Genomic DNA, 21,695 nt, shown 5'->3' on the forward strand with positions numbered 1-21,695 from the left:
CTACGGCGTGCCTCACGATACAACGATCGGCTTTTGGGAACCGGGAGTCAATATACCTTGGTGTCGGTTTGGGCCGGGTTATGTTGAAACGGCGGCTGAAACGGCCGGATCGATGGGCAACGTGAATTGAAAGATCGCACCGCGGTCGGCGTCGTTGCTCGCCCACAGGCGGCCGCCATGTGCCTCGACGATCGAATTGCAGATCGGCAGACCCATGCCCATTCCGCTGGCCTTGGTCGTATAAAACGGCTCGAAGAGGCGCTCGATGTTCTCCGGGGCGATACCCGGGCCGGAGTCGCGCACGGCCACACGGACGACGCCCGGCTCGATCATCGCGGTGTCGATCGACAATTCCCGCGGCCCATCGTCAACCGCACTCATTGCATCGATGGCGTTGATAATGAGGTTCAGGATCACCTGCTGGATTTGCACGCGGTCGCCCTTGACGGGCGGCAAATCCTCCGCAAGCCGCGGCCGCACAGAAACGCCGTTCCGGTTCGCCTCGCCGGACGTGAGCGCCATCACCTCGCGAATCGCCTCGTTGATCTGCAAGATCTCGTTGCTCATCGGGGCCTTGATGACGAGGCCATGAATACGCTTTATTACCTCGCCTGCACGCCTCGCGTCACGGACGATACGATCGAACGCCCGGCGGGCCTCCTCGACATTGGGTGGGTCGAGACCCAGGCAGCGCAGACCTGTCGACGCATTGACAGTCGTCGCAGCGATCGGCTGCTTCATTTCGTGGCTGATCGACGCTGCGAGTTGCCCAATGGCAGTGACGCGGTTCGCATGGGCGAGCTCGAGCTGCATCTGGCGCGCCTCCGCTTCCGCGCGTTTGCGCTCGCTCAGATCGAGCACAAACGCGATACCTTGGGTCCCGCGCTCTTCCAGCATCGCAACACCGATCAGCACGGGCACTCGGCTGCCGTCCTTCCTGAAGTACTCCTTTTCGAAGGGGTGCAATGTACCCGTGATCTTGAGCTCCGGCATCCATTCTTTTCTGTCGCGCTCAAGCCACTCGGGTGGCGTAAGGTCGGTCCAGCGCAGACGCCCAGCGAGGAGATCGTCACGGTCGTACCCCACGATACGAAGAAACGCGTCATTGGCTTCGAGAATCCGACCTTCAAGATCGCAAATGAAGATCCCGACGATGTTGGCGTCGACGAGGCGCCGGATTTTCGCTTCACGTTCTGCAAGGTCGCGGTACAGGCGCGCGTTTTCCAATGCGATCGCCGCCTGCGAGGCGAGCAGCTTCAGCAGGGCGATGCGCTTCGGAGCGAATACGCCGGGCGCGAGGTTGTTCTCGAGGTAGAGCACACCGATCAGCCCGGCCTGCTTGAGCAACGGCAGACAAAGGACGGAGCGAGCGCATTTCTGGCGGATATAGGGGTCGCCGGAGAATCGGTTTTCGGCTGAGGCATCGTCAATGATGACGGGTTCGTGCGTGCTTGCGACAAAGCGCAAGAGCGAGTCCGGCAAGGCCACCGGTCTCGGTGGTTGCTGCAATTGCACGATGACCCGGCCACCTTGAATGGTGGCTTCGGCCTCGACGTGCTGCAGGGCGCCCTGTGGAAGGATCAACAGACCGCGTTCGGCGCCGGCATGCTCGATTGCAGTCGTCATCAAGGACTTGAGCAGGTTTTCGAGCACCATTTCGCCTGAGATCGCCTGAGCCGTCTTCACAATGGTCGCGAGATCGAGTTGCTCGCCACGTTCCTCGATGGTCACGCGTGAGACAGGCGCAGTTTCGGGTTCGCTCAAGGAGTAGAGCCGATCCAGTTGTTCGATCTTGCCGTGCGCACCCCATTGGGAATAGCAGTCCCGCGCCTCACGCAAATAAGCGTACGCGGCGCGTTCGAGGCCAGCGGCGAAGCAGCATTGCGCAGCGAGCTCGTTGGCCAGTGCCTGATCCTGGACGAATCCTTGCTCGCCTGCCGAGCGGGCGGCATGCTCATAGAACCGCATGGCCTGCATTGCGTGTCCGTTCAGACGGGCCAGTTCGGCGCGCAGCAGCAGATGCTTGTGTGCAAACGTGATCGGGCAGCTTTTCGCCCATCTTGCGAACGCCTCGATATTTGCTGTGATCTCGGCCTTGATCTCGGCTTGTCGATCAGCTGATGCGGAGCCGTGAACCGCGGCGAGCGCGAGCGAATGATAGAGGCAGTAGTTCGCGAACTGGATGTGGCAGCGTCCGGACCAAAGCAGTGGTCTGGCCTTGGCGGCGCACGCGAGCGCCTTCTCAGGGTCGCCCATCAGGTAGTGGCGCTGGATCTGCAAAATCCAGTGGAAGCAGTTGACCACGGCAATGCCGCCTTCCGTGATCTGCGCATCGATCGCGGCGTCCTCCATCACCGTCGGGTCGCGGGTGCGCCCGCGAAGCCTCTGGATGAAATGTTGGATGCTGGACAGAATATCGTGCACGTGACGGAAGTGGATTCGTTTCACGAACTCGATTGCGTTGATCGAATCGAGCCACGCCTCACCGAGGCGATAGCCGCGTGCCAGAAGGTCCGTCAGCCGATGTTCGAGGCTGAAGCTGGCATAGATGACTTCGCCTGTTTCTTGCGCATATCGCATGGCAGTATCGACGCACCCTAATGCGACCTCGATCGGTTGCGTCCAGAGAACCGCCATTTGCAAGAAAAAGTGCGCGGCCACTTGTTGAGCGGCGAAACTATGCTTCTCCGCCACGGCGACCGACAACCGGGCGAACGCCTCGCCGTCCCGGTATCGGTGGAAGAATGGACCTAGAAGAATGGAGATGAACGCATAGGCGATGACAGCCGATTCGGTCGTGCCGTATTTCAGCGTCACGACGACCATTCGGCAGGCGATCGTCTGGGCGAGGTTCATATCGGTGAAATAGGCGGTCTGCCCTAGCATATGGTAGATCTGCATGACCTCCCGCATCTCGGGGTCTTCCATCATCGGGAGGTCAAGGAGGCTTTCGATCGGGCGCGCGCCGAGGCGCATGAAGACGGCATCGTACTCTGCGGATAATTCGTCATCCGTAGGATGATCTGGCAAGTCGATGCCGAACATTTCCAGACATTCGCGAGCGGTTCTGACTGCGGACGCATTGTCGGCATTCACCAGCTGCAGGACCATCCTGAGCCGGTAGGCCTCGGCGCGGTGGATTTTCGATCGCGCTCGAAGCAAGATGTCATCGATCCATCGGGTGGCTTCGCTGAAATGGGAGAGTAGAAACTCGCATTCGGCCCGTTCGAACCAGACGCTGAAGGTCAACTCGTAGCAGTCGTCCCACCCTTGCTGCGAAAGCAGCGACGCAGCGGCCGCGAGATAATTGCAAGCCGAACGATACGCGGTCGAGGCCTTCGCCTTCTTCGCGGCATTGAGGTTGAGGGTCGCTGAGCGATGTTGTTCGGACCGTTCGATCATCAGCTGGGACCCATGATTCAATTGGTTCACGAGATCGAATATCCTGGTCGCAATGTCCGCGTCATCGAGCTTCGACAAAAGCAGTCGGCCAATGCGCAAGTGATGCTCTGCGCGCGATTCGGCAGGGATCAGTGCGTATGCGGCCTCTTGCACGCGGTCATGGAGAAACTTGAAGCTGCGGTCCATGGAAACGATCGCGCCGGCCCTGACGGCATCGAGGAAATCCGCATGGACTGTGGCCTCGGAGCCACCCGAGACTTTCGCCAGGGTGCTGAAGTCGGCCTGGTTGCCGAGGCACGCCAGCATCTTCAACGCGTCCTGTGCACGAGGCGAGAGCCTCTGCAGTCTGCGGATCATCAGCTCTACGACGTTTTCGGTGAAGCCCTTCGCGTCGATGTGTTCGAGATTCCACCGCCACGAGGCTGTATCCGGCTCGAACTCGAGAAGACCTTCCTCAACGAGATTGGTCAATAGCTGGCCGGCGAAGAATGGGTTGCCGCCAGTTTTGCGGTGTACCAGTCTGGCTAGAGGCAAAGCCTTCTCGCGCGTGCATCGGAAAGCGTCGCAAAGCAGTTCGCCGAAGTCCTCCGGCGATAGCGGGCCGAGTACGATCTCATGCACCTTCGTCCCGGCCTCGCGAATCGAACGGAGCATATCCATCAGCGAATGCCCAGGCGCGACTTCGTTGTCGCGATACGCGCCGATCAATAGCAAGTGATGCGTGTCAGTATGCGTGATCAGATATTCGACCACCGTTAATGTCGCCGGATCGAGCCACTGTAGATCGTCCAGGAAAATCACAAGCGGATGCTCGGCGCGCGCGAACACACCAACAAACTTTTGAAAGACGGATTGAAATCTCAACTGGGTTTCCAGTGGCGAGAGTACGGGAACGGGAGGCTGCAGCCCGATCAAGCTCGCGAGTTCGGGAATCAGATCCGTCAGCAGTCGCCCGTGCTGGCCAACGGCTTCTTCGATCGCGTCGCGCCAGCGAGCAATTTCGGCATCCTGGCCGTTCAGGATTTGTCGGATCAGTTCGGCAAATGCCTGTGCCAATGTGGAGTATGGGACGTCTTTCAGGCGCAGGTCGAATTTTCCCGAGATAAAGATACCCCGGGGCAGCACGATCACCTTGTGCAGCTCATTGACGACGGAGGATTTTCCAATTCCCGAGTAGCCGGATACGAGGACCAGCTCCCGCGTGCCTTGCCCGGCGACGCGCTCGAACGCATCCAGAAGCGTCGCGATTTCACTGCGGCGCCCATAGAGCTTCTCGGGGATCAAAAGCTGTCGCGTCGTATCGTGCGTTCCGAGCGGGAAAGGATCGATCCGATGAGCGGCTTCCCATTCAGCCAGGCATTTTCGGAGATCCCACTCCAGACCGGCTGCGGTTTGATAGCGATCCTCGGCGGGTTTCGACAGCAGTTTCATCACGATGGCCGAGAGCGGGGCAGGGATGCCTGAGACGCGCTCATGCGGCGCAGCGGGCTGTCGCGCGATGTGGCAGTGCACCCATTCCAGAGGATCCAGCGCAGTGAAAGGAAGGGTCCCGGTCAACATCTCGTACAACGTGACCCCAAGCGCGTAGAGATCGCTGCGTGAGTCGATCGACCGGTTCATTCGTCCGGTTTGCTCGGGCGCCATGTACGCGAGGGTTCCCGCGATCAATTCAGGATGTTCCGGGCTCTGGCGTTCGCGCGGAAGACGGGAGGCGATGCCGAAGCCGGTGAGCCTAACCTCGCCCGTTGCGTCGTTCACCAGGATATGCGCCGGCTTGATGTCCTTGTGGATGAGGCCGCGCTGATGGGCCTTGCCCAAAGCAGTGACGATGTCAATGGCGAGCTGCAGGAAGCGTTCCAGTGGAATGGGAGTGCCTATCAGCCGGTCGAGCGGAACGGCGCCCGAATCCTCGAGCACCAGCACGGTCTGACTGCCCTCAGACACGAGTTCGAGCGGCCGTACGGCCCAATCGCCGGAAAGCTCTTCCTTCAGATGGTATTCGTGCGCGAGGCGTTCGAGGCTCGCGGGTGTGCAGCCTGTAGCTAAAGGCCGCAACTCCATGACCGAAGTCGGCGCGCCATCCGGGCTCAGGCGCGATGCGCGCGAAAAGATTCGCTCGCCATCCTCCCATAAGACCTGGCTGCTATCTGCAATCGAGTGGGACCGAGGCTCAGATGACATGCTCTGGAGGAATCGCTTTCATGACGGAGGCGAAAGTCATGGCTTCCGTGTTGTGCAGCGCGGGTACCGCAATACGAGGGCGATAGACGGCATCGCCTGCGCGAGTGACTTGCCCGCTCAGTGTTCGAATAGATTCCGCTTTTTTTGGCAGCGCAACGTCGCCAGAACGGTTCGCCTTAGCGGCACGCTGCCGCATCGTTCCATGCGACAGTGGTCCGCAGACATTTGTTCGGGTCATGCCGTATGACCGATGATTCGAATGGTAGCAGAAGCGCAAAGGCACTTCCGCGCGAGAGAACACGTGGCATAGCGCCTCCGCGTCTCGCGACTTCCGCAGTCATTCCAAATGATTCATCGATCGTATCAGAGGTGAGCTATCTCGGGCAGTGGATGCTCGGTCACATAGGGAGACTGTGATTGTTTGCAACGCAGCGAAAAGCTTGCCAGGTCGGAGCGCGGTTTCTTTGGCGCGGGCGCCATGTGCTTTCACCGCATTCTCGGACACTGTCGGGTCTGTCTGCATGCGGGGCTTGCAATGGCAGGTCCACTCGCGGATTCGCAACGCTTCCGAGCGGCCAGAAGCGCTCGCGAGCATTTGGAAGACGTATTCGCGTGTTAGCCGGATTGATCACGCGCCCTGTGCTTGTCGCTTTGTCGTACCGAGCTTTGAATGAAGGATGAGAGAGACAATTTCCATGGAAGTGGACGGAGTCGAATTCACGTAAGCCCAAGCTGCACGACGGTGCTCAGGATAGGTCTTTCCTGCCCGGATTCATCTGGATTATTTTCTTGTATGCGAATTGGTGCAGTGACAATTTACATAATTGAGTTAAGCGACGGTTTGACATTGACGTCTCCGGGCCAAATTCCAGAAGTCCGGTCCAGCCCCGACTGCGAAAACACGGCAGTGATAACACTCGATTATTGCGTCAACTTGGGGGTCAGTTCTAGCCTGCACGTCCCGTCGGATTCCCTCGTCGGCAAGCAGACCGGGGGCGGCCGCCTGGCTCCAGCCGCCCGTCGAGCCACTAAGGCATCTGACGGGGCGGTCCGGAGGCAAAGGTTCGGCCCAAGCCGGCTTGCAGTGCGCCGGGAAATCTGGCGGGCAGGCGTTCCAGCGGACTGGTGACTTCGTGCAACAGGTCGGTGGCCACCTGCGCGTAAAGCGCGGTGGTTTCGAGCCTATTGACTGCAGTCAATAATGCAGGGATTTTTTGGCTATAGGGACTGCCTCCCGACCACACGATGGAGATTCTCATCTGCCGATCCTGCAAAGCTGTCCGCTTTGCAAAACGACTTTGCAGACCAGGATCTTCGTCAGGCTGTGTGCCGTTTGCATCGTCGACTATTCCCTCTGCGTTTGCCCGGAATTGCGCTTCATGCGGGCCGACGCCGACCGGCGAGTAACCAGATTGCGACCGAAATCGAGAGAGCAAGAACGCCTGCAACACTCAGTGCCGATGCAAACCCGCTCGCGAAACCGGCCGGGGCGATGGATCTCATCGCTGGTTGGAGGTCCGGCGCGAGACGGGCGAGGGCGTGGCTAATATCGCCGGCGAGCAGGTCCGACATGAATTGAGCGTCCACGCAGGCTTTGCCCGATGTATGACACGTCATTGCCGCGTCGATTGCGGATCGGGCGCGCGATGCGAGCACGGCTCCAAGGACGCCGATGGATGTGACGATCGCCGTGAAGCGGGTGGTCGTACTGATCCCGGAAGCCATCCCGCTCCGATTTGGCGGAACGCACGCCATGATCGCCTTCTGTGTGTCGCCGTTCAACACGCCGGCACCCAGGCCGGTCACGATCATCCCGAACGCCACCCAGCTGTACGCGCCCGATTTCACGGCGATGGCGGTCAGCAGATTGCCGGCACCGACAAGGGCAAGCCCGGCAGACAGTATCGAGGTCGGACCCGTCGCGTGCCGTCCAATTCGTGCGCCGAGCCAGGGGCCGACGATCATCGACAGCGCGAAGGGCAGCATTCCCAATCCCGCACAAATCGGCGTCCATCCGAACGCATTCTGCAGATAGAGCGGCAGGAACGTCATCATCACCTGAGCGCACGCGGCGTAGCCAAACATCCCGAGCACCGCTGCCACGAAGCGTGCTTGCCTGAACAGCGCGAGATCGATGACCGCATTCCCGACACGCCGCTCAATCGCGACAAAACCGGCAAGCAGCAATACGCATCCGGCAAGGCGCGCTCCGGTCGCCGCGCTACGCCAGCCATCGTCCTGGGCGCCGATCAGCGCCCAGATTCCACACGCGAGGCCAATGCCGAAGAACAGGCTACCGGCAAAGTCGATGCGTCCTGCTTGCGGATTGCGCGAGTTGGTCACCACGCGCCGTGTGCAGAAGATCAGCACGACACACACCGGCAGGTTTAGCAGGAAGATCCAGCGCCAGCCGACCCATTGGGCGATCAAGCCACCGATGAGCGGTGCGACAGTCGTCGCGATCCCCATCGTCATCCCCCAGATCGCCCACGCTCGCACCCGTTCCCGCGGGGCGGGGAATGCGTGCGCGATCACGGCCAGCGCCGACGTCAGCAGCATCGCCGCCCCGAAGCCCTTCGCGACGCGAGAGAAGTTAAGGAACATGACGCTGGGTGCGAGTCCGCAGCCAAGCGACGCGATCGCGAACATGAGTAGGCCGAGCAGCATCGTGTTCTTTCGGCCATAGCGGTCCGCAAGCCCGCCCATCGGCAGCAGGCACGACGCGAACGACACCATGTACCCACTGACGACCCATTCGACGTCCGCGAATCCCGCGTGGAATGAACGGGCGATCGAGGGCAGCGACACCGCGACGACATTCGTGTCGAGCACGATCAACGCACACGTCGCAGCGGCCGTCGCGAGCACGGACCCGGCCGAACGGGGCGGCACGACGGAGCCCTTCGCTGCGATAGCCGCTGCCGCGGCCGTCACGATTACAGTCGTGCTCATACCAGCTTCGTTCGACATAAACGCTTGTTTCATAGTTGAGACGAAACGACATGTTAGCGCCGGCCACGTTGCTAATCGATAGCAGATAGAATCATATTCATTCATTTCTGGATGAATAAAAGTGGAACTCGAATTGCGTCATCTGCGCTGTATTCTCGCCGTCGCGAAGCGTCAGCATTTCGCACGGGCCGCCGACGATTTGGGGCTCGCGCCGCCGTCCCTGACGAAGCAGATCCAGGATGCGGAGCGCCTGCTGCAGTTCCGACTGTTTCACCGGACCCGGCGCTCTGTGTCGCTGACCGCTGCTGGCGAAGCTTATGTTCCGGAAGCCGCCGCGGTACTAGAGCAACTCGAACAAGCCCGCAAACTTGGGGTACTCGCCGAGCGCGGGCAGTTGGGAGAGGTGCGGATCGGGTACGTCGCATCGGCTGCCTACGCCGGGGTGATGCGCAAGACAGTGACGGAATTCCGGCGATTGCATCCACGAATCCAGGTGCGGTTGCAGGAGGCGCCGATGGATGAGATCCCGATGCGGCTCGTCGACCGTCAGCTCGACGCCGCCTATGTCAGGCCGCCAATGGCTTACCCGGAAGAGTTGCAAGCCACTGGCGTGTATCAGGACGAGTTCGTGGTCGCGCTGCCGGAGGATTCCGCGCTCGCTGCGCAGAGTGCGATCACACCGAAACAACTGCGCGATGCGCAGTTCGTGGTGCCCGAGCAGGAGTTCGGCACGATGGAGGTCGCGAGACGTGGGCGTTTTTCTCCGCTAATTGTGCAGCGACCCGGCCCGCTGGTCGCGGTGCTCGCGAGCGTTTCGCTTGGCGGCACAGTAGCCATCGTGCCAGGTACGCTGTGCGATTGCGTTTCGCTGCCTGGCGTGATCTACCGTCCGCTGGCAGGCAAGCCGATCCCGTCGGAGATCGCGCTGCTGCACCGCCGGCACGAGCGCTCGCGTGTGGTGAGCGCGTTCCTGCAGTACGCCCGCCAGGAGTAAAACGGCCTCCTGGATCGGCATAACAGCCGGCCGGCTGTGGGCAAGTGGAAACGTATTCCATGGCGCGATCTTTCAGTTCACGGGGCCTGTCCATCCTTCGCAGATGCGCTTACGCAGCCGAAACGCTTCCTCGAGTACCGGCAGCAGCTTGATGGCCCAGCGGTGCAAGGTCGAATGCTCGACCGAGACGCCGCGCCCAGCCATCATCTCCTCACGATCACGCAGGCTCAGCGGATAGGCTAAGGTCGTGAAGTTCCCATCAAGATCCGCGAGTCCAAACATCTCAACAACGTGGTCGAGCAGGACCATCGGGCAATCAAGCGACGCACGCGGCCCACGCAGGGGCTCCAGACTTTTCGCTGTGCGCGGATCTTTCTGGCCGGATTCGAGCTGATGAATATGATAGCCAAAGGGCAGATGCAGTGTTCTCGCGGAACCCTCTCGTCGGTCGCCGCTCGAACCTACGATCTCGCAAGTTGAGCATTACTCTGCATATCGACCTCTCTCGCCTTCGATTCTCAACGCGACAAAACCGCGACGGCCCCGTGCGGAGCGACGTTTGTATTGGTGTTCGTGGTTGCGGCAGAGCCGTGGTCCGCCGATGTGGGCGCGGCTGACTCCGAGTGTGCGTAGGCCGGAGCGGTGATGTTGGTGCCCAGCGCCACCAACAGCGATGCGGCGGCGCAGGCTGGCTTAGGCGTGAGGTCGGAGCGAGGAGACATCGGCTGTCAATGCTGTGATCGTTCTTATACTCACGCTCAATGGATCCGTTGTGGAGTGCATAACAAAAAGGGGATGCGAATGAATTGCGTCTAATGGAAGTAACGGATTCGAAAGAAAAATCTTTGAAATGGTCGTTGACTCGGCTCGCGCGTCGTCGCCAGAATTCGCCTGTTTCCACGAAAGGGGCAGATGCCTTGGACAGTTGCAGTAGTCGACCTTCGAATAGCTTTTGCCTGACCGGCACGACGCCCGCCTGGATCCTTCCTTAGCCGCCGTCCTGCCAGCAGGCAGACGGTGCGCGCCGCAGTAGCTTCCGCAGTTCTCCCCGCGCATCACTTCGATTGGCAGCCGCCGCAGGCGATACGTCGTAATGCGCGCTCGGCCGCGCTAGGGTGAGGCGCACGGCGTCGCACCGTCTTCGCTCAGTAGTTCTGGTCGCCAATGACGCGGGCAACCGTCTGCAGCGACTGTTCGAGCGTCGTCAAGCTGACCGAGCCGAGTGCGAGCCGGATTGCGTGCGGCACGTGCGCCGACGCGGCGAACGGGTGCGCGGTCGAAACCGCGATCTTCTCCCGCCTCAAGGCCATGGCGATCGCGTCTGCGCGCACTTCCTGGGCCAGCGGAAGCCACAGAAAGTACGAAACCGGATGGCCGATCCGCTTCACGCCGCCCAGCAAACGACCGGCGATCGCCTGGCGCACCGCTGCGTCGCGGCGTTTATCGGCCGCTAGCAGGTCGACCGTGCCATCTTCGATCCGGCCGCATGCGATCGCTGTGAGGGTTGCCGGCGTGTTCCAGGTGGTTGCCGGGATGGTTCGTTCGAGCTTCGGAATGAAGCTTGCAGAGACAGGTCTCGGCACGGGCGCGATATTCTGATTGAGGCGGGAGATCGCGCCCGACGGCACCACCTTACCTCTGCAAACGAGCGCCCGATCGAGGTCGCGCAACAGGGCTCCGCCGCCAACGTCTACCGTCCCGGCCTTTTCATTCATAACGACCGAATTGAGATCAAGCACGAGCCCATCGTTACAGGTGGGAATACCTGAGGATGTCGTCATCTGGACCTCGCCGTCGAATGCATTGCTTGGGACCGCGCTACCGCGGAGGCGCCAAAAGCCCGAAGGCGTGGGCTCAGTGCCATACCCATTGCTTTCTATTTCGTTTCAGCAATAAGTCAAGGCGCTTTCAGTGGACGAGACCGGTCGCGCCGCTGGGCGCGCCTGCATGCACAGGCAGCGGGTCCCTTCGCTGAGCGGCAAGTGATGTCGCCGCAGAATCAATCTCCTTTTGCCGTCCAGACGCTAAAGGCCATTGCTGACCCGAAATCCGGCCATGCCCCGCAAGCGCACGCGCGCAAGCACAGCGCTCCGAAACACACCACCTTCCCCCGGCGGTCCCCTCTTCAGGGGATGTTTCTCCCCCGCAAACGATCCGAAGATATCGTCACTCGGGAAGCCACCGTGTGCGAACTGCAACGACGGACCTGCGCCATCCCGATCCCTTTTTCGACTTTCAGGAGATCTCGATGCAGGACGCCGCGCACGAGCCGACGCTTTTCCCCTATGCCTATCCGCTGCTGATCAAGCATCTGCTGCATACGCCGTTCGTCCAGGCGCCGGACCAGGAAATCGTCTACCGCGGCCAGTTGCGGATGACCTATACGACGCTGCGCGAACGAATCGCGCGGCTCGCCAACGGCCTTCGGACGCTGGGCGTCACGCACGGAACCACGGTAGCGGTGATGGACTGGGACAGCCACCGCTATCTGGAATCGTATTTTGCGGTCCCGATGATGGGTGCCGTGCTTCAGACGGTCAACGTGCGGCTGTCGCAGGCCGAGATCGCGTACACGATCAATCACGCAGGCGCCGAAGTGCTGTTCGTCCACACCGATTTTCTGCCCGTCGTCGAAGCGATCAAGGACAAGCTGGAAACGGTTCGCACGTTCGTGTGGATCGACGAGCCAGGCAGCGATGCCTGCGCGCACGCCATTCCATTCACGACCGAATACGAGGCGATGCTCGCGGCGAGCGCGACGACCTACGCGTTCCCCGACCTTGACGAGAATACCCGTGCCACGACGTTCTATACGACGGGAACCACCGGTCTGCCGAAGGGCGTGTATTTCTCACATCGTCAGCTGGTGCTGCACACGATCACCGTGATGGCCGCGCTGTCGAGCCCGGTGTCGGGCCAGCGCTTTCATCGCGGCGACGTGTATATGCCGCTCACGCCGATGTTCCATGTCCACGCGTGGGGCATGCCGTACATCGCGACGATGCTCGGCGTGAAGCAGGTCTATCCGGGCCGCTATGCGCCCGACCGTCTGGTGCAACTGGTGCGCGATGAAGGCGTCACGTTTTCCCACTGCGTCAGCACGATCCTGCACATGCTGCTCGCGTGCGATGAAGCGAAGCACGTCGACCTCGGAAAATGGAAGGTCGTGATTGGTGGCAGCGCGTTGCCGCACGGCCTCGCGCGCGCTGCGCTCGATCGCGGCATCGACGTGTTCGCCGGCTATGGCATGTCGGAGACCTGTCCGGTACTGAGCCTCGCGCAGCTTCCTCATCGAACAGGTCCGCTCGATCTCGACGAAGAAGTGCGCCTGCGTTGCAGGACGGGTTTTCCGGTGCCGCTGGTCGATCTGCGCATCGTCGACGAAGACATGCGGCACCTCCCGCACGACGGCAAGGCTTATGGCGAGATCGTCGTACGCACGCCGTGGCTCACGCAGGGCTATCTGAACGATCCGGAAGCATCGGGCCAACTGTGGGAGGGCGGCTATCTGCATACGCAGGACATCGCGAATATCGACGCGACCGGCAACATCCAGATCACCGACCGCATCAAGGATGTCATCAAGTCGGGCGGCGAGTGGATCTCGTCGCTCGAAATCGAGAGCCTGATTTCGCTGCTTCCGGATGTCGCGGAAGCCGCGGTGATCGGCATCAAGGACGACAAATGGGGCGAGCGCCCCGTCGCGCTCGTGGTGCTCAAGGCCGATGCTCAGATCACCGAAGACGACGTCAAGGCGCACGTGACGGGTTTCACGAAAAGCGGGCGAATTTCAAAGTACGCGGTCCCGCAAATCGTGAAGTTCATCGAGTCGCTGGAGAAGACGAGCGTCGGCAAGACCAACAAGAAGTGGTTGCGCGAGCAATTCGCTTGACCACTCGCTAGGAGCAAACACGATGAGCATCAAGGAATACAGCATCGCCACGATCGATAGCCTCGTTGGCCACGAGTTAGGTGTGTCGGAGTGGGTGGTGGTCGATCAGGCGCGTATCGACGCATTCGCGGCATGTACTGGGGACCGGCAGTGGATTCACGTCGATGTCGAGCGCGCGAAACGCCAGAGTCCGTTCGGCGGACCGATTGCGCACGGTTATCTGACGCTTTCGTTGCTGGCGGCGCTCGCAATCGAAATCGGCGTTATTCCCAAGGACGCGGCCGCAGGTCTGAACTACGGGCTCGACAAGGTGCGCTTCATGACACCGGTCAAAGCCGGCGCGCGAGTGCGAAGCCGCGTGACGCTGACGTCGGTGGAGAAGAAGGGCGGCCGGCTCATCGTCAAGACGATGAACGAATTGCAGATAGACGGCGAAGAGAAGCCGGCGCTCGTGGCCGAAGCGTTGGCGATGCTGGTCGAGTAAGCAGCGGCACGGTACCGAATCACAGAGAGGCTGGAGGAGCAGCAACATGGCGGCGACTAACGAAAGCATCGCGCACAGCGAACAACCGGGCGACATCGCAACATCAGCTGCGGAAGGCAGGTTGGGACCGAACCCGTTCGTGGGACTGCGCCCGCGCGACATTCTCGCGACGGTGCAGCAGATGGGCGCGCAGGCGCTGAGGCAACCCGCGCTGGTCGTCGAGTACCAGACGGCGCTCGCATCCGATCTGCTCGCGGTGCTGGGTGGAAGCGCGCAGGGCGACTCGCCGCAGAGCGACAAGCGTTTCGCCGATCCGGCGTGGCAGGACAACTCGATTTATCGGATGGCGCGGCAAAGCTACGTTGCGTGGCGAAATGCGCTGACGGGTTTTGTCGACCGCTCGGCGCTCGACTCGAAGACCAAGGAACGCGCGCAGTTCGTGCTGTCGCTCGTCACCGATGCGCTGTCGCCGACCAATACGCTGCTAGGCAACCCGGCTGCATTGAAGAAAGTGATCGACTCGGGCGGCGCGAACCTGCTCGGCGGGATGCGCAATCTCGTGACGGACATGCTGCACAACCAGGGCATGCCCGCGCAGGTGGACAAGGCCGCGTTCGAGGTGGGAAAGAATCTCGGCACGTCGCCGGGCGTCGTGGTGTTTCGCAACGACGTGCTCGAACTGATTCAGTACGCGCCGGCCACAGAGCACGTGTACGGACGTCCGCAACTGATCGTGCCGCCGCAGATCAACAAGTTCTATGTGTTCGACCTGTCCGAGGGCAAGAGCATGGTCGACTATCTGGTAAAGAACGAGTTCCAGGTGTTCGCGGTGAGTTGGCGCAATCCGACCGCGGCGCAAAGTCATTGGGATCTCGATACTTACGTGGGCGCGCTGCTCGAAGCGATCGAGGCGGTGCGCGAGATCACGGCCAGCGGCGACGTGAATCTGCATGGCGCGTGCTCGGGTGCGATGACCATCGCAGCGCTGCTAGGGCACCTCGCAAGCCGCGGCGACACGCGCGTGAATGCTGCGACGCTGATGGTCGCCGTGCTGGACAACACGGCCGACTCGCAACTGGGTCTCTTTACGACACCGGAAGCGATCGCGGCCGCGAAGCAGAGCAGCACGTCGAAGGGCGTACTCGCGGGCGAGGAGATGGGCCGGCTGTTCGCATGGATGCGACCCAACGATCTGGTCTGGAACTACTGGGTCAACAACTATCTGCTCGGCAAGACGCCGCCCGCTTTCGACGTTCTGTACTGGAACAACGATGCGACCCGGCTGCCTGCGCGTCTTCACGGCCAGTTGCTCGACATCTTCGCCGACAATCTGTTCAGCCGGCCGCGCGCGTTGACGGTGCTGGGTACACCAATCGATCTGTCCGAAGTCACCTGCGACAAGTACGTCGTGGCGGGCATGACGGATCACATCACGCCTTGGAAGGGCGTCTATAACTCGGCGCGCATGTTCGGCGGCTCGACGCGCTTCGTGTTGAGTTCGAGCGGCCATATCCAGAGTCTGATCAATCCGCCGGGCAATCCGAAGGCGAAGTTTTTTCTCAATCCTGACTTGCCGGCCAATGCGGATACGTGGCTCGCCAACGGGCGGCCCGAGAAGGATTCGTGGTGGGACAACTGGCGCGCGTGGCTCGCAGATCGTTCGGGCGAGCGGCGATCCGCGCCAGCGACGCTCGGCAGCGTGCGGCACCCCGCCGGCCTCAAGGCCCCTGGCACCTACGTCATGCAGGCATGACGACTACCGTTGGCCGCATTAGCAGATCGCGCGGGCCATCTTTTTCTCAACGCAGTTTCTTTGGAGTATCGATGATGGATTCAACCAAGCCGAATAGCATGTTCGCCGAGTACACGAAAGTGATCGGGCAGTTCAGACTGCCGGGCATCGATGTCGCGGCGATCCTCGAATCGCGCCGCAAAGACTTCGCGGCGATCGTCGAAGCCAACACGACCGCGCTTGCAGGCGTGCAGTCGCTGGCGCTGAAGCAGGCCGACATGTTCCGTTCGACGCTGAGCGAATTGCAGGCGCTCGTCACGCGTGGCGCGCGGTCGGGCGACCAAGCTCCGCCCAACGCGGGCGAGGCGGTACGGCAAGCCCAGCACAAGGCAATGGTCGACATGCAGCAACTGGCGGACGCCGCGTATCGCGCGCAGTCGGACAGCGTCGCTGTGATCACGAAGCGCGTCGCCGAACGCGTCGAGGAATTGAAGTCGCTGTACGTGCCGAAGATGTAATGCGGGCCGCCGACAACTCGAATGAATTGTCCTTCCAGAAGATCGGCCGGAACCGTGAAATGCAAACGAGCCCTCAGACTGCTTGCCGCATGCAAATCCAGATGATCGATCTGGACGGACAGAGGCTGCGTGTCGCAACCTGGCGAGGCAGCGATGCTTCGCCGCCGCTTTTGATCTTCAACGGCATCGGCGCGAACCTCGAACTCGTGGAGCCGTTCGTCGCGGCGCTGGAAGACGTGAGCGCGATCATCTTCGACGTGCCCGGTGTCGGCGGTTCGCCCGCGCCGGTCGTGCCGTATCGCTTTTCGACGTTGTCGGTGCTGGCCGACCGCCTGCTCACGCGGCTCGGCTTCGACGGTGCCGTCGATGTGCTCGGGGTGTCGTGGGGCGGCGCGCTGGCGCAGCAGTTCGCGCGACTTTATCCGCGCCGCTGCCGCAGGCTGGTTCTTGCGTCCACGTCGCCGGGCGTGATCATGGTGCCGGCCAAACTGTCGGTGCTGTCAAAGATGGTTTGGCCGCGCCGCTATACCGATCCCGATTATCTGCAAGAGGTTGGGGCGCAACTCTACGGTGGCGCCTACCGACGCGATCCATCGCTGCTGAAGGAGCACAGCCGGCACATTCAGCCGCCGCGTGGACGCGGTTATCTGTATCAACTGCTCGCGGCTTCGGGCTGGACGAGCCTGCCGTGGCTCGGCGCATTGCGGCAGAAAACGCTGGTCATGCACGGCAACGACGACCCGATCGTGCCTCTGACCAACGCGAAAATCCTCGCCGCGCGCATTCGCAATGCGACGCTGTATGTGATCGACGACGGTCACCTGTTCCTGATCGCACGCGCGAGCGAAGTGGCGCCTGTCGTGCGCAAGTTCCTGCGGCAGGAGGCGAATTGAGCGTGTTCGGCGATGGCTGCGCGTGCACTGGCGATATGAGCAAGTCGGAAAGCTTGCAGCGCATGCGGCGCACCGCGCTGGGCCTGCTTCTGGTGATGATTGCGTTGCTCGCGGCGTGCGGCGCGTGGCAGGGCGATCATGCGTGGCTCGCGTGGCCGCGTGCCTTTGCGGCGGCCGGCATGGCGGGCGCGATCGCGGACTGGTATGCGGTCGTTGCGCTGTTTCGTCATCCGCTGGGATTGCGCATTCCGCACACGGCGATCATTGCGCGAAACCAGCAGCGTATCGCCCAGAGCCTCGGCAATTTCGTCGAAGAAAACTTTTTGACGCCGGAGTTGATCATTGGCAGGTTGCGCGAGCATCGTGCGTCGCAAGCGCTTGCGCGATGGCTGACGGAGCCGGCGAACAGCCGTGGCGTCGCGGATGTCATCGCGGATTCCATCGCAGGCTTGCTCGAAGACAATAACGACACAGACGTAGCGTGGTTTTTCGATCGTCTGCTGATACCGCAATTGCGCACGCTCGATATATCCCGTGTAGCCGGAGACGCACTCAAGGTCTTGACGGAAGGTGAGCGGCACCAGCCGCTGCTGGATCACGGGCTCGTCTCGTTGGAAAAGTGGCTGACGTGCAACGCGAATATCATCAAGGCGAAGTTCAGCGAGGCATCGAAGTACACGCCTGCACCGCTCGATGGCTACATCGTGCGGAAATTCATCGAAGGCATCATTGCGCTGCTCCATGAGGTGGCGGCAAGCCCCGAGCACGAGTTGCGCCGCCAGTTCGATGAGGCCTTGCAGGATCTCATCGTGCGCTTGCGGACTTCGGCCACGCACCGTCGTTTCGGCAAGTCGTTGATGCGCGACTGCATTCGACATTTCAGGGAGGAGAACTACCAACGCGTGCTGATCGCGCATTTGCGATCAGGTGTGATCGACGATCTCGCGCGCGAGCAATCCAGCCTGCGTGACGCGTTGGCGCGCGTACTCGCTTCGCTCGGCAAGCGCATCGCCCGTGAGCCCGCGATTCAACGCAAGCTCGACGCATGGTGGCTTGCGCTCGCGCGCGAACTCGTCGTGCGCTACCGGCATCAGTTCTCCGCATTGGTTACGGAGGTCGTGCAAAGCTGGAATGCCGACGAAGTGAGCCGCAAGATCGAAATGGAAATCGGCCGGGACCTGCAATATGTGCGAATCAACGGCACGTTGGTTGGCGGGATGGTTGGCGTGTTGCTACATGCGGCCACGCTCGTCTTCGCACTATGAACCTTCGTTGCGCCAGGCGTCGGCGATCAACCCCAGCGTCTGCGCGCGAGCCACAGCCTGCGCGCGCTTGTCAACTTCGAGTTTGATGAAGATGTTCTTGACGTGCGTCTTGACGGTTTCAGGTCCGATGCCCAGCGTGCGCGCGATTTCCTTGTTCGACTGCCCCTGAGCGATCAGTTCGACGATGCCGCGCTCGCGTGCGCTCAACGGCTCGCGCTCGGCGTCTCGCTCGGGTTTCGCGTCGGGCTCATAGAGGGCGCGCCAGCCATCCAGAAGCCGATCGATGTAGGCAATAGCGTCCTTCGTTTGCGGCGTGGAGCGCGTGTCGTCGCGAACCGCTTGCAGGAGCCGGCCGATTTCCGGGCCTTGATCGAGAATCGATCGATAGATCTCATGATTCGCGCTCAACGCCTGGCGGAAAATCCCGATGGCGCGGGTCTCTTCGTTTGCGCGCATCCAGACGAGCGCGAGCGTGGTCCGCAGGCGCAGCGCCAAATAATCGTTATGCCGGCTTTCGACGCTGCGCAACGCGGACATCAGCGATTCAATCGCGTTTTCCGTGCGGTTCTGCGCCATGGCCAGCCATGCGACCGCGATCGCGCGGAAGGTCTCGATCTCGGGGGAGACCGGTTTCGAAGCGGCGGCGAGCGCGCTCACCAACTGATCCAGTTGCGCGACGCCTGCCGCGGCTTCGTCCATTCTCCCTTCCCTGAGATTGAGCCGTGTACGCTCGACGAGGACGCCGGCAGTCAGCCGATCCCAACCGCGCGTATAGCCGAGCGCCTGTGCGTGATCGAGCAGCGCATACGCCTGCTTGACGTTACTACGCGCGGTGGCAATCCGCATCAGCACACGATAAGCGATCAACGTGCTGTCGAGCGGCACCGCGAGATCGATCACCGGTATCAGGTCGACCAGCAGCACCTCCGCTTCATCGAGCCGTCCTTGTTCGTACCAGATCTGCGCGATCATCGGCTTGCATAGCGCCGCCGCGATCGACTTGGGACCCGCCTGGCGCTCGGCCAACTCGATCGACTCGTTGAAATAGCGCTCGGCGAGCGTGAAGTGCATCTGCTGCATTTCCGCGTGACCGAGCAGACACAGGCGATAGACCGACGCGAACACGTTGCGCTGGTCTTCGTCGATCGAATCCGGAATCCACGGTGTGGCGTACAGCGCGCCGAGGTTGCCCGCTTTCCAGTGCGCGAAACGCACGACGTTGGATGCGACGTTCAGGGTCCAGCTATCGGTCGACGGCCGTTCGAGACACGGTTGCGCAAGCGCGAACGCGCGCGGCGGATCGTCTTGTAGCGCGGCGATCACCGAGCGGATCGCCTGGCATTCCCAGCGGATGTCGTCAGCGGCGGCGCTCGTGTTCGTGCTGGCGTCCTGCTCGATCTGATCGACCATCGTGAGCGCTTCGTCGAAACGCATCGCGAGCGCCATGCCCCACGCAATCGCGAGCGTGACGTGGGTCTGCCCGCGCATCAGGCGCGCCGGGAACTGCCGTTGCCATCCGAGCAGCGTGAGCAGGTCGCCTTTCGTGACGAGCGCCATCGCGCAGTGGCCCATCAGCGAGACGGCGTGGTCTATATCGCCCGCGGCGATCGCATGCTTGACCGCGTCGGTCCATAACGTCTGGTCGGCGTACCACTGGCATGCACGCCGATGCAGTTCGACCACTTCATCGCGATGCTGGGTTTCCAGCCTGCGACGCAAGTACTCGCCCATCAGATGGTGATAGCGGAACCAGCAGCCGTCGATGTCGAGCGGCGACAGCAGCAACTGGCGAGCGGCGATCGTCTCCAGCATGCGTTGCTCCGCAGGGACGCCAGTGACCGCTTCGCACAGTGGCGCGCTCAGGCGTTCGAGAATCGACGTGCGCAGCATGAAGCCGACCAGATCGGCGGGCAGACGCTCGAGAATCTCTTCGAGGTAGACGGCGAATGGCCGCGATGCGCCCGACGGCGCATCCAGATCGCGCTCGGGACGGCTCTCATCGCGCGCGAGCACCGACGCCGAGATGCGCAGTGCCGCGGCCCAGCCTTCGGTGCGCGTGTACAGACACTTGATGCTCGACGTGTGCAATCTGCCTGGGCACTCGTGTTCGACGAAGCGGCGTGTTTCGTCGAAGTCGAAGCGCAGAGTCGACGCGTCGATCTGCAGCAGATCGTTTCGCGCGCTCAGTTTGCCGAGCGGCAGCGGCGGGTCACTCCGCGTGCAAATCACGACATGCACGTTCGACGACAGGTTCGCGACGAAGTACGCCATCGCGTCGTGAATGGCGGGCAGGCTGATCAGGTGGTAGTCGTCGATGAACAGATAGACCTCATCGTCGACTTCGATCAGTTCGTTGATCAGCGTCGCGACGACTGCATGCGCGGGCACGAGCGACGCCTCGGTGGTCAGGCTGATCGCGGCCGCACCGACGCCTGGACACGCGTTGCGCAATGCCTGCCCCAGATGATGGAAGAAGCGCGCGGGCTCGTCGTCTTCGGTGTCGAGCGAAAGCCACGCGACGCATGCGCTGCCCGCCGCGGCCCGCGCGAGCCACGAAAGCGCCAGCGACGTCTTGCCGAAGCCGGCTGGCGCCTTGATCACCGTGAGTCGCTTGTTCTCGGCCTGGTCCACGAGGGACACGAGGCGCGGGCGCGCGATCAGCCCTGCGGGCAGGCGCGGCGGAAGAACTTTCGTCGCAAGGAAGAGAGGCGGGCTCTTCGGGGGGGGCGCTTGAATGACTTGCATCGGCTGCTCCAGGCGTTCGGCTTAACCCTGACTGCCATTCCCCATCTGCGCGATTGCGCTCCCCTGTTAGGGGGATATTGCGGCGCACCACGCTGGGTGACCATACACCCCAACAAGACGACGGAAGCGACCAGACGGGCGCACGATGCTGCACGCCAACTGGTCCGCGGTGATTGCCCTCGGCGGCCGGATTCGACCGGCACTAGCTGAAGAAATCATACGCCGAAGCACCCTTCGAAGGAGGAGGCATGCGCGCCGCTTTGAATCGAAGCTCGGCGCCCAAGCAACCCGTCCATTGAGCTCGATTTACTACAGGGATTGACGCAGCAATCGATGATGAGCATTTAATTTGCACCGCTGCGCGACATGCGCTTTGTGATGACCGAACTGCCGCGCAAAAATCCGCCGCGAAAGAAGACCCGGACTTCCATGACGTGAAGCTCGCCACCGCACGCTTCTATGCCGACAAGATATTGCCGAAAGGATTCGCGCTTCTGGAGACGATCCGCAGCGGCGCGTCAGGCGCGGCGAGCCTTTCGATCGAGCAATTCTGAGCAGCGGCCGCGGCAGCAAAGCGGGACTAAAAGAAAGACCGGCGGCGCATGGGAGTTGATGCGCCCGCTGAACTAATCAATAG

General features: G+C 61.7%; 12 protein-coding genes and 4 pseudogenes. 9 read left to right on the top strand and 7 right to left on the bottom strand.

Annotated elements, in window-relative coordinates; all coding sequences use genetic code 11:
* Nucleotides 1-78: 78 nt before the first annotated feature.
* The 4 genes from AB3X95_RS15650 to AB3X95_RS15665 form a co-directional block, all read right to left on the bottom strand.
* Complete coding sequence (locus AB3X95_RS15650) at nucleotides 79-5,463, bottom strand: AAA family ATPase (protein WP_368621793.1); 5,385 nt, start codon at nucleotides 5,461-5,463, stop codon at nucleotides 79-81.
* A 109-nt stretch (nucleotides 5,464-5,572) separates the two neighbouring features.
* Nucleotides 5,573-5,821 (bottom strand): DUF3331 domain-containing protein, encoded by a 249-nt coding sequence (locus AB3X95_RS15655; RefSeq protein WP_368621794.1) that lies wholly within the window; start codon nucleotides 5,819-5,821, stop codon nucleotides 5,573-5,575.
* Nucleotides 5,822-6,611: 790 nt separating this feature from the next.
* On the bottom strand, nucleotides 6,612-6,842 hold the full coding sequence (locus tag AB3X95_RS15660) for a hypothetical protein (RefSeq protein ID WP_368621839.1): 231 nt from the start codon (nucleotides 6,840-6,842) through the stop codon (nucleotides 6,612-6,614).
* A gap of 118 nt (nucleotides 6,843-6,960) precedes the next feature.
* Complete coding sequence (locus AB3X95_RS15665) at nucleotides 6,961-8,535, bottom strand: MFS transporter (RefSeq protein ID WP_368621795.1); 1,575 nt, start codon at nucleotides 8,533-8,535, stop codon at nucleotides 6,961-6,963.
* A gap of 121 nt (nucleotides 8,536-8,656) precedes the next feature.
* On the opposite strand from AB3X95_RS15665, the gene AB3X95_RS15670 reads away from it, so the two are divergent.
* A complete protein-coding gene (locus AB3X95_RS15670) occupies nucleotides 8,657-9,529 on the top strand; it encodes a LysR family transcriptional regulator (RefSeq protein ID WP_368621796.1) in 873 nt (290 codons plus the stop codon).
* Nucleotides 9,530-9,634: 105 nt separating this feature from the next.
* Here AB3X95_RS15670 and AB3X95_RS15675 read toward each other — a convergent pair.
* Nucleotides 9,635-9,772 (bottom strand): annotated as a pseudogene (locus AB3X95_RS15675) (IS6 family transposase); the annotation flags it as partial.
* A gap of 3 nt (nucleotides 9,773-9,775) precedes the next feature.
* On the opposite strand from AB3X95_RS15675, the pseudogene AB3X95_RS15680 reads away from it, so the two are divergent.
* A pseudogene (locus AB3X95_RS15680) lies at nucleotides 9,776-10,009 on the top strand (DDE-type integrase/transposase/recombinase); the annotation flags it as partial.
* A gap of 665 nt (nucleotides 10,010-10,674) precedes the next feature.
* Here the strand turns inward: AB3X95_RS15680 and AB3X95_RS15685 are convergent.
* Nucleotides 10,675-11,094 (bottom strand): annotated as a pseudogene (locus AB3X95_RS15685) (PLP-dependent aminotransferase family protein); the annotation flags it as partial.
* Between the two features lie 683 nt (nucleotides 11,095-11,777).
* Between AB3X95_RS15685 and AB3X95_RS15690 the strand changes: the two are divergent.
* The 6 genes from AB3X95_RS15690 (at nucleotide 11,778) to AB3X95_RS15715 (ending at nucleotide 18,313) form a co-directional block, all read left to right on the top strand.
* A complete protein-coding gene (locus tag AB3X95_RS15690) occupies nucleotides 11,778-13,421 on the top strand; it encodes a fatty acid--CoA ligase (RefSeq protein WP_368621834.1) in 1,644 nt (547 codons plus the stop codon).
* Between the two features lie 22 nt (nucleotides 13,422-13,443).
* Nucleotides 13,444-13,905 (top strand): MaoC family dehydratase, encoded by a 462-nt coding sequence (locus tag AB3X95_RS15695; RefSeq protein WP_368621797.1) that lies wholly within the window; start codon nucleotides 13,444-13,446, stop codon nucleotides 13,903-13,905.
* Between the two features lie 46 nt (nucleotides 13,906-13,951).
* Entirely contained in the window at nucleotides 13,952-15,658 is a 1,707-nt protein-coding gene (locus AB3X95_RS15700) for an alpha/beta fold hydrolase (protein WP_368621798.1), read from the top strand.
* 74 nt (nucleotides 15,659-15,732) lie between these two features.
* Nucleotides 15,733-16,155: a phasin family protein gene (locus AB3X95_RS15705; protein WP_368621835.1), complete on the top strand. Its 423-nt coding sequence runs from the start codon at nucleotides 15,733-15,735 to the stop codon at nucleotides 16,153-16,155.
* A gap of 59 nt (nucleotides 16,156-16,214) precedes the next feature.
* Entirely contained in the window at nucleotides 16,215-17,048 is an 834-nt protein-coding gene (phaZ, locus tag AB3X95_RS15710; RefSeq protein WP_368621799.1) for a poly(3-hydroxyalkanoate) depolymerase, read from the top strand.
* Nucleotides 17,049-17,083: 35 nt separating this feature from the next.
* Nucleotides 17,084-18,313 (top strand): DUF445 domain-containing protein, encoded by a 1,230-nt coding sequence (locus tag AB3X95_RS15715; RefSeq protein ID WP_368621800.1) that lies wholly within the window; start codon nucleotides 17,084-17,086, stop codon nucleotides 18,311-18,313.
* On the opposite strand, the gene AB3X95_RS15720 is transcribed toward AB3X95_RS15715, so the two are convergent.
* Entirely contained in the window at nucleotides 18,308-21,058 is a 2,751-nt protein-coding gene (locus AB3X95_RS15720; RefSeq protein ID WP_368621801.1) for a LuxR C-terminal-related transcriptional regulator, read from the bottom strand. The two genes, AB3X95_RS15715 and AB3X95_RS15720, sit on opposite strands and share 6 nt — an antisense overlap.
* A 401-nt stretch (nucleotides 21,059-21,459) precedes the next feature.
* Between AB3X95_RS15720 and AB3X95_RS15725 the strand changes: the two are divergent.
* A pseudogene (locus AB3X95_RS15725) lies at nucleotides 21,460-21,612 on the top strand (acyl-CoA dehydrogenase C-terminal domain-containing protein); the annotation flags it as partial.
* Nucleotides 21,613-21,695: the final 83 nt, after the last annotated feature.

The sequence above is a fragment of the Paraburkholderia sp. BR13444 genome (genome assembly GCF_040948755.1).
Lineage (GTDB): Bacteria > Pseudomonadota > Gammaproteobacteria > Burkholderiales > Burkholderiaceae > Paraburkholderia > Paraburkholderia youngii.

What these genes read in the sequence shown, in the direction of transcription:
- phaZ (WP_368621799.1), top strand. Translation starts at nt 16,215, where the DNA reads ATGCAAACGAGCCCTCAGACTGCTTGCCGCATGCAAATCCAGATGATC.
- AB3X95_RS15665 (WP_368621795.1), bottom strand. Translation starts at nt 8,535, where the DNA reads ATGAGCACGACTGTAATCGTGACGGCCGCGGCAGCGGCTATCGCAGCG.
- AB3X95_RS15700 (WP_368621798.1), top strand. Translation starts at nt 13,952, where the DNA reads ATGGCGGCGACTAACGAAAGCATCGCGCACAGCGAACAACCGGGCGAC.
- AB3X95_RS15660 (WP_368621839.1), bottom strand. Translation starts at nt 6,842, where the DNA reads ATGAGAATCTCCATCGTGTGGTCGGGAGGCAGTCCCTATAGCCAAAAA.
- AB3X95_RS15720 (WP_368621801.1), bottom strand. Translation starts at nt 21,058, where the DNA reads ATGCAAGTCATTCAAGCGCCCCCCCCGAAGAGCCCGCCTCTCTTCCTT.
- AB3X95_RS15695 (WP_368621797.1), top strand. Translation starts at nt 13,444, where the DNA reads ATGAGCATCAAGGAATACAGCATCGCCACGATCGATAGCCTCGTTGGC.
- AB3X95_RS15650 (WP_368621793.1), bottom strand. Translation starts at nt 5,463, where the DNA reads ATGGAGTTGCGGCCTTTAGCTACAGGCTGCACACCCGCGAGCCTCGAA.
- AB3X95_RS15655 (WP_368621794.1), bottom strand. Translation starts at nt 5,821, where the DNA reads ATGACCCGAACAAATGTCTGCGGACCACTGTCGCATGGAACGATGCGG.
- AB3X95_RS15715 (WP_368621800.1), top strand. Translation starts at nt 17,084, where the DNA reads ATGAGCAAGTCGGAAAGCTTGCAGCGCATGCGGCGCACCGCGCTGGGC.
- AB3X95_RS15690 (WP_368621834.1), top strand. Translation starts at nt 11,778, where the DNA reads ATGCAGGACGCCGCGCACGAGCCGACGCTTTTCCCCTATGCCTATCCG.
- AB3X95_RS15705 (WP_368621835.1), top strand. Translation starts at nt 15,733, where the DNA reads ATGGATTCAACCAAGCCGAATAGCATGTTCGCCGAGTACACGAAAGTG.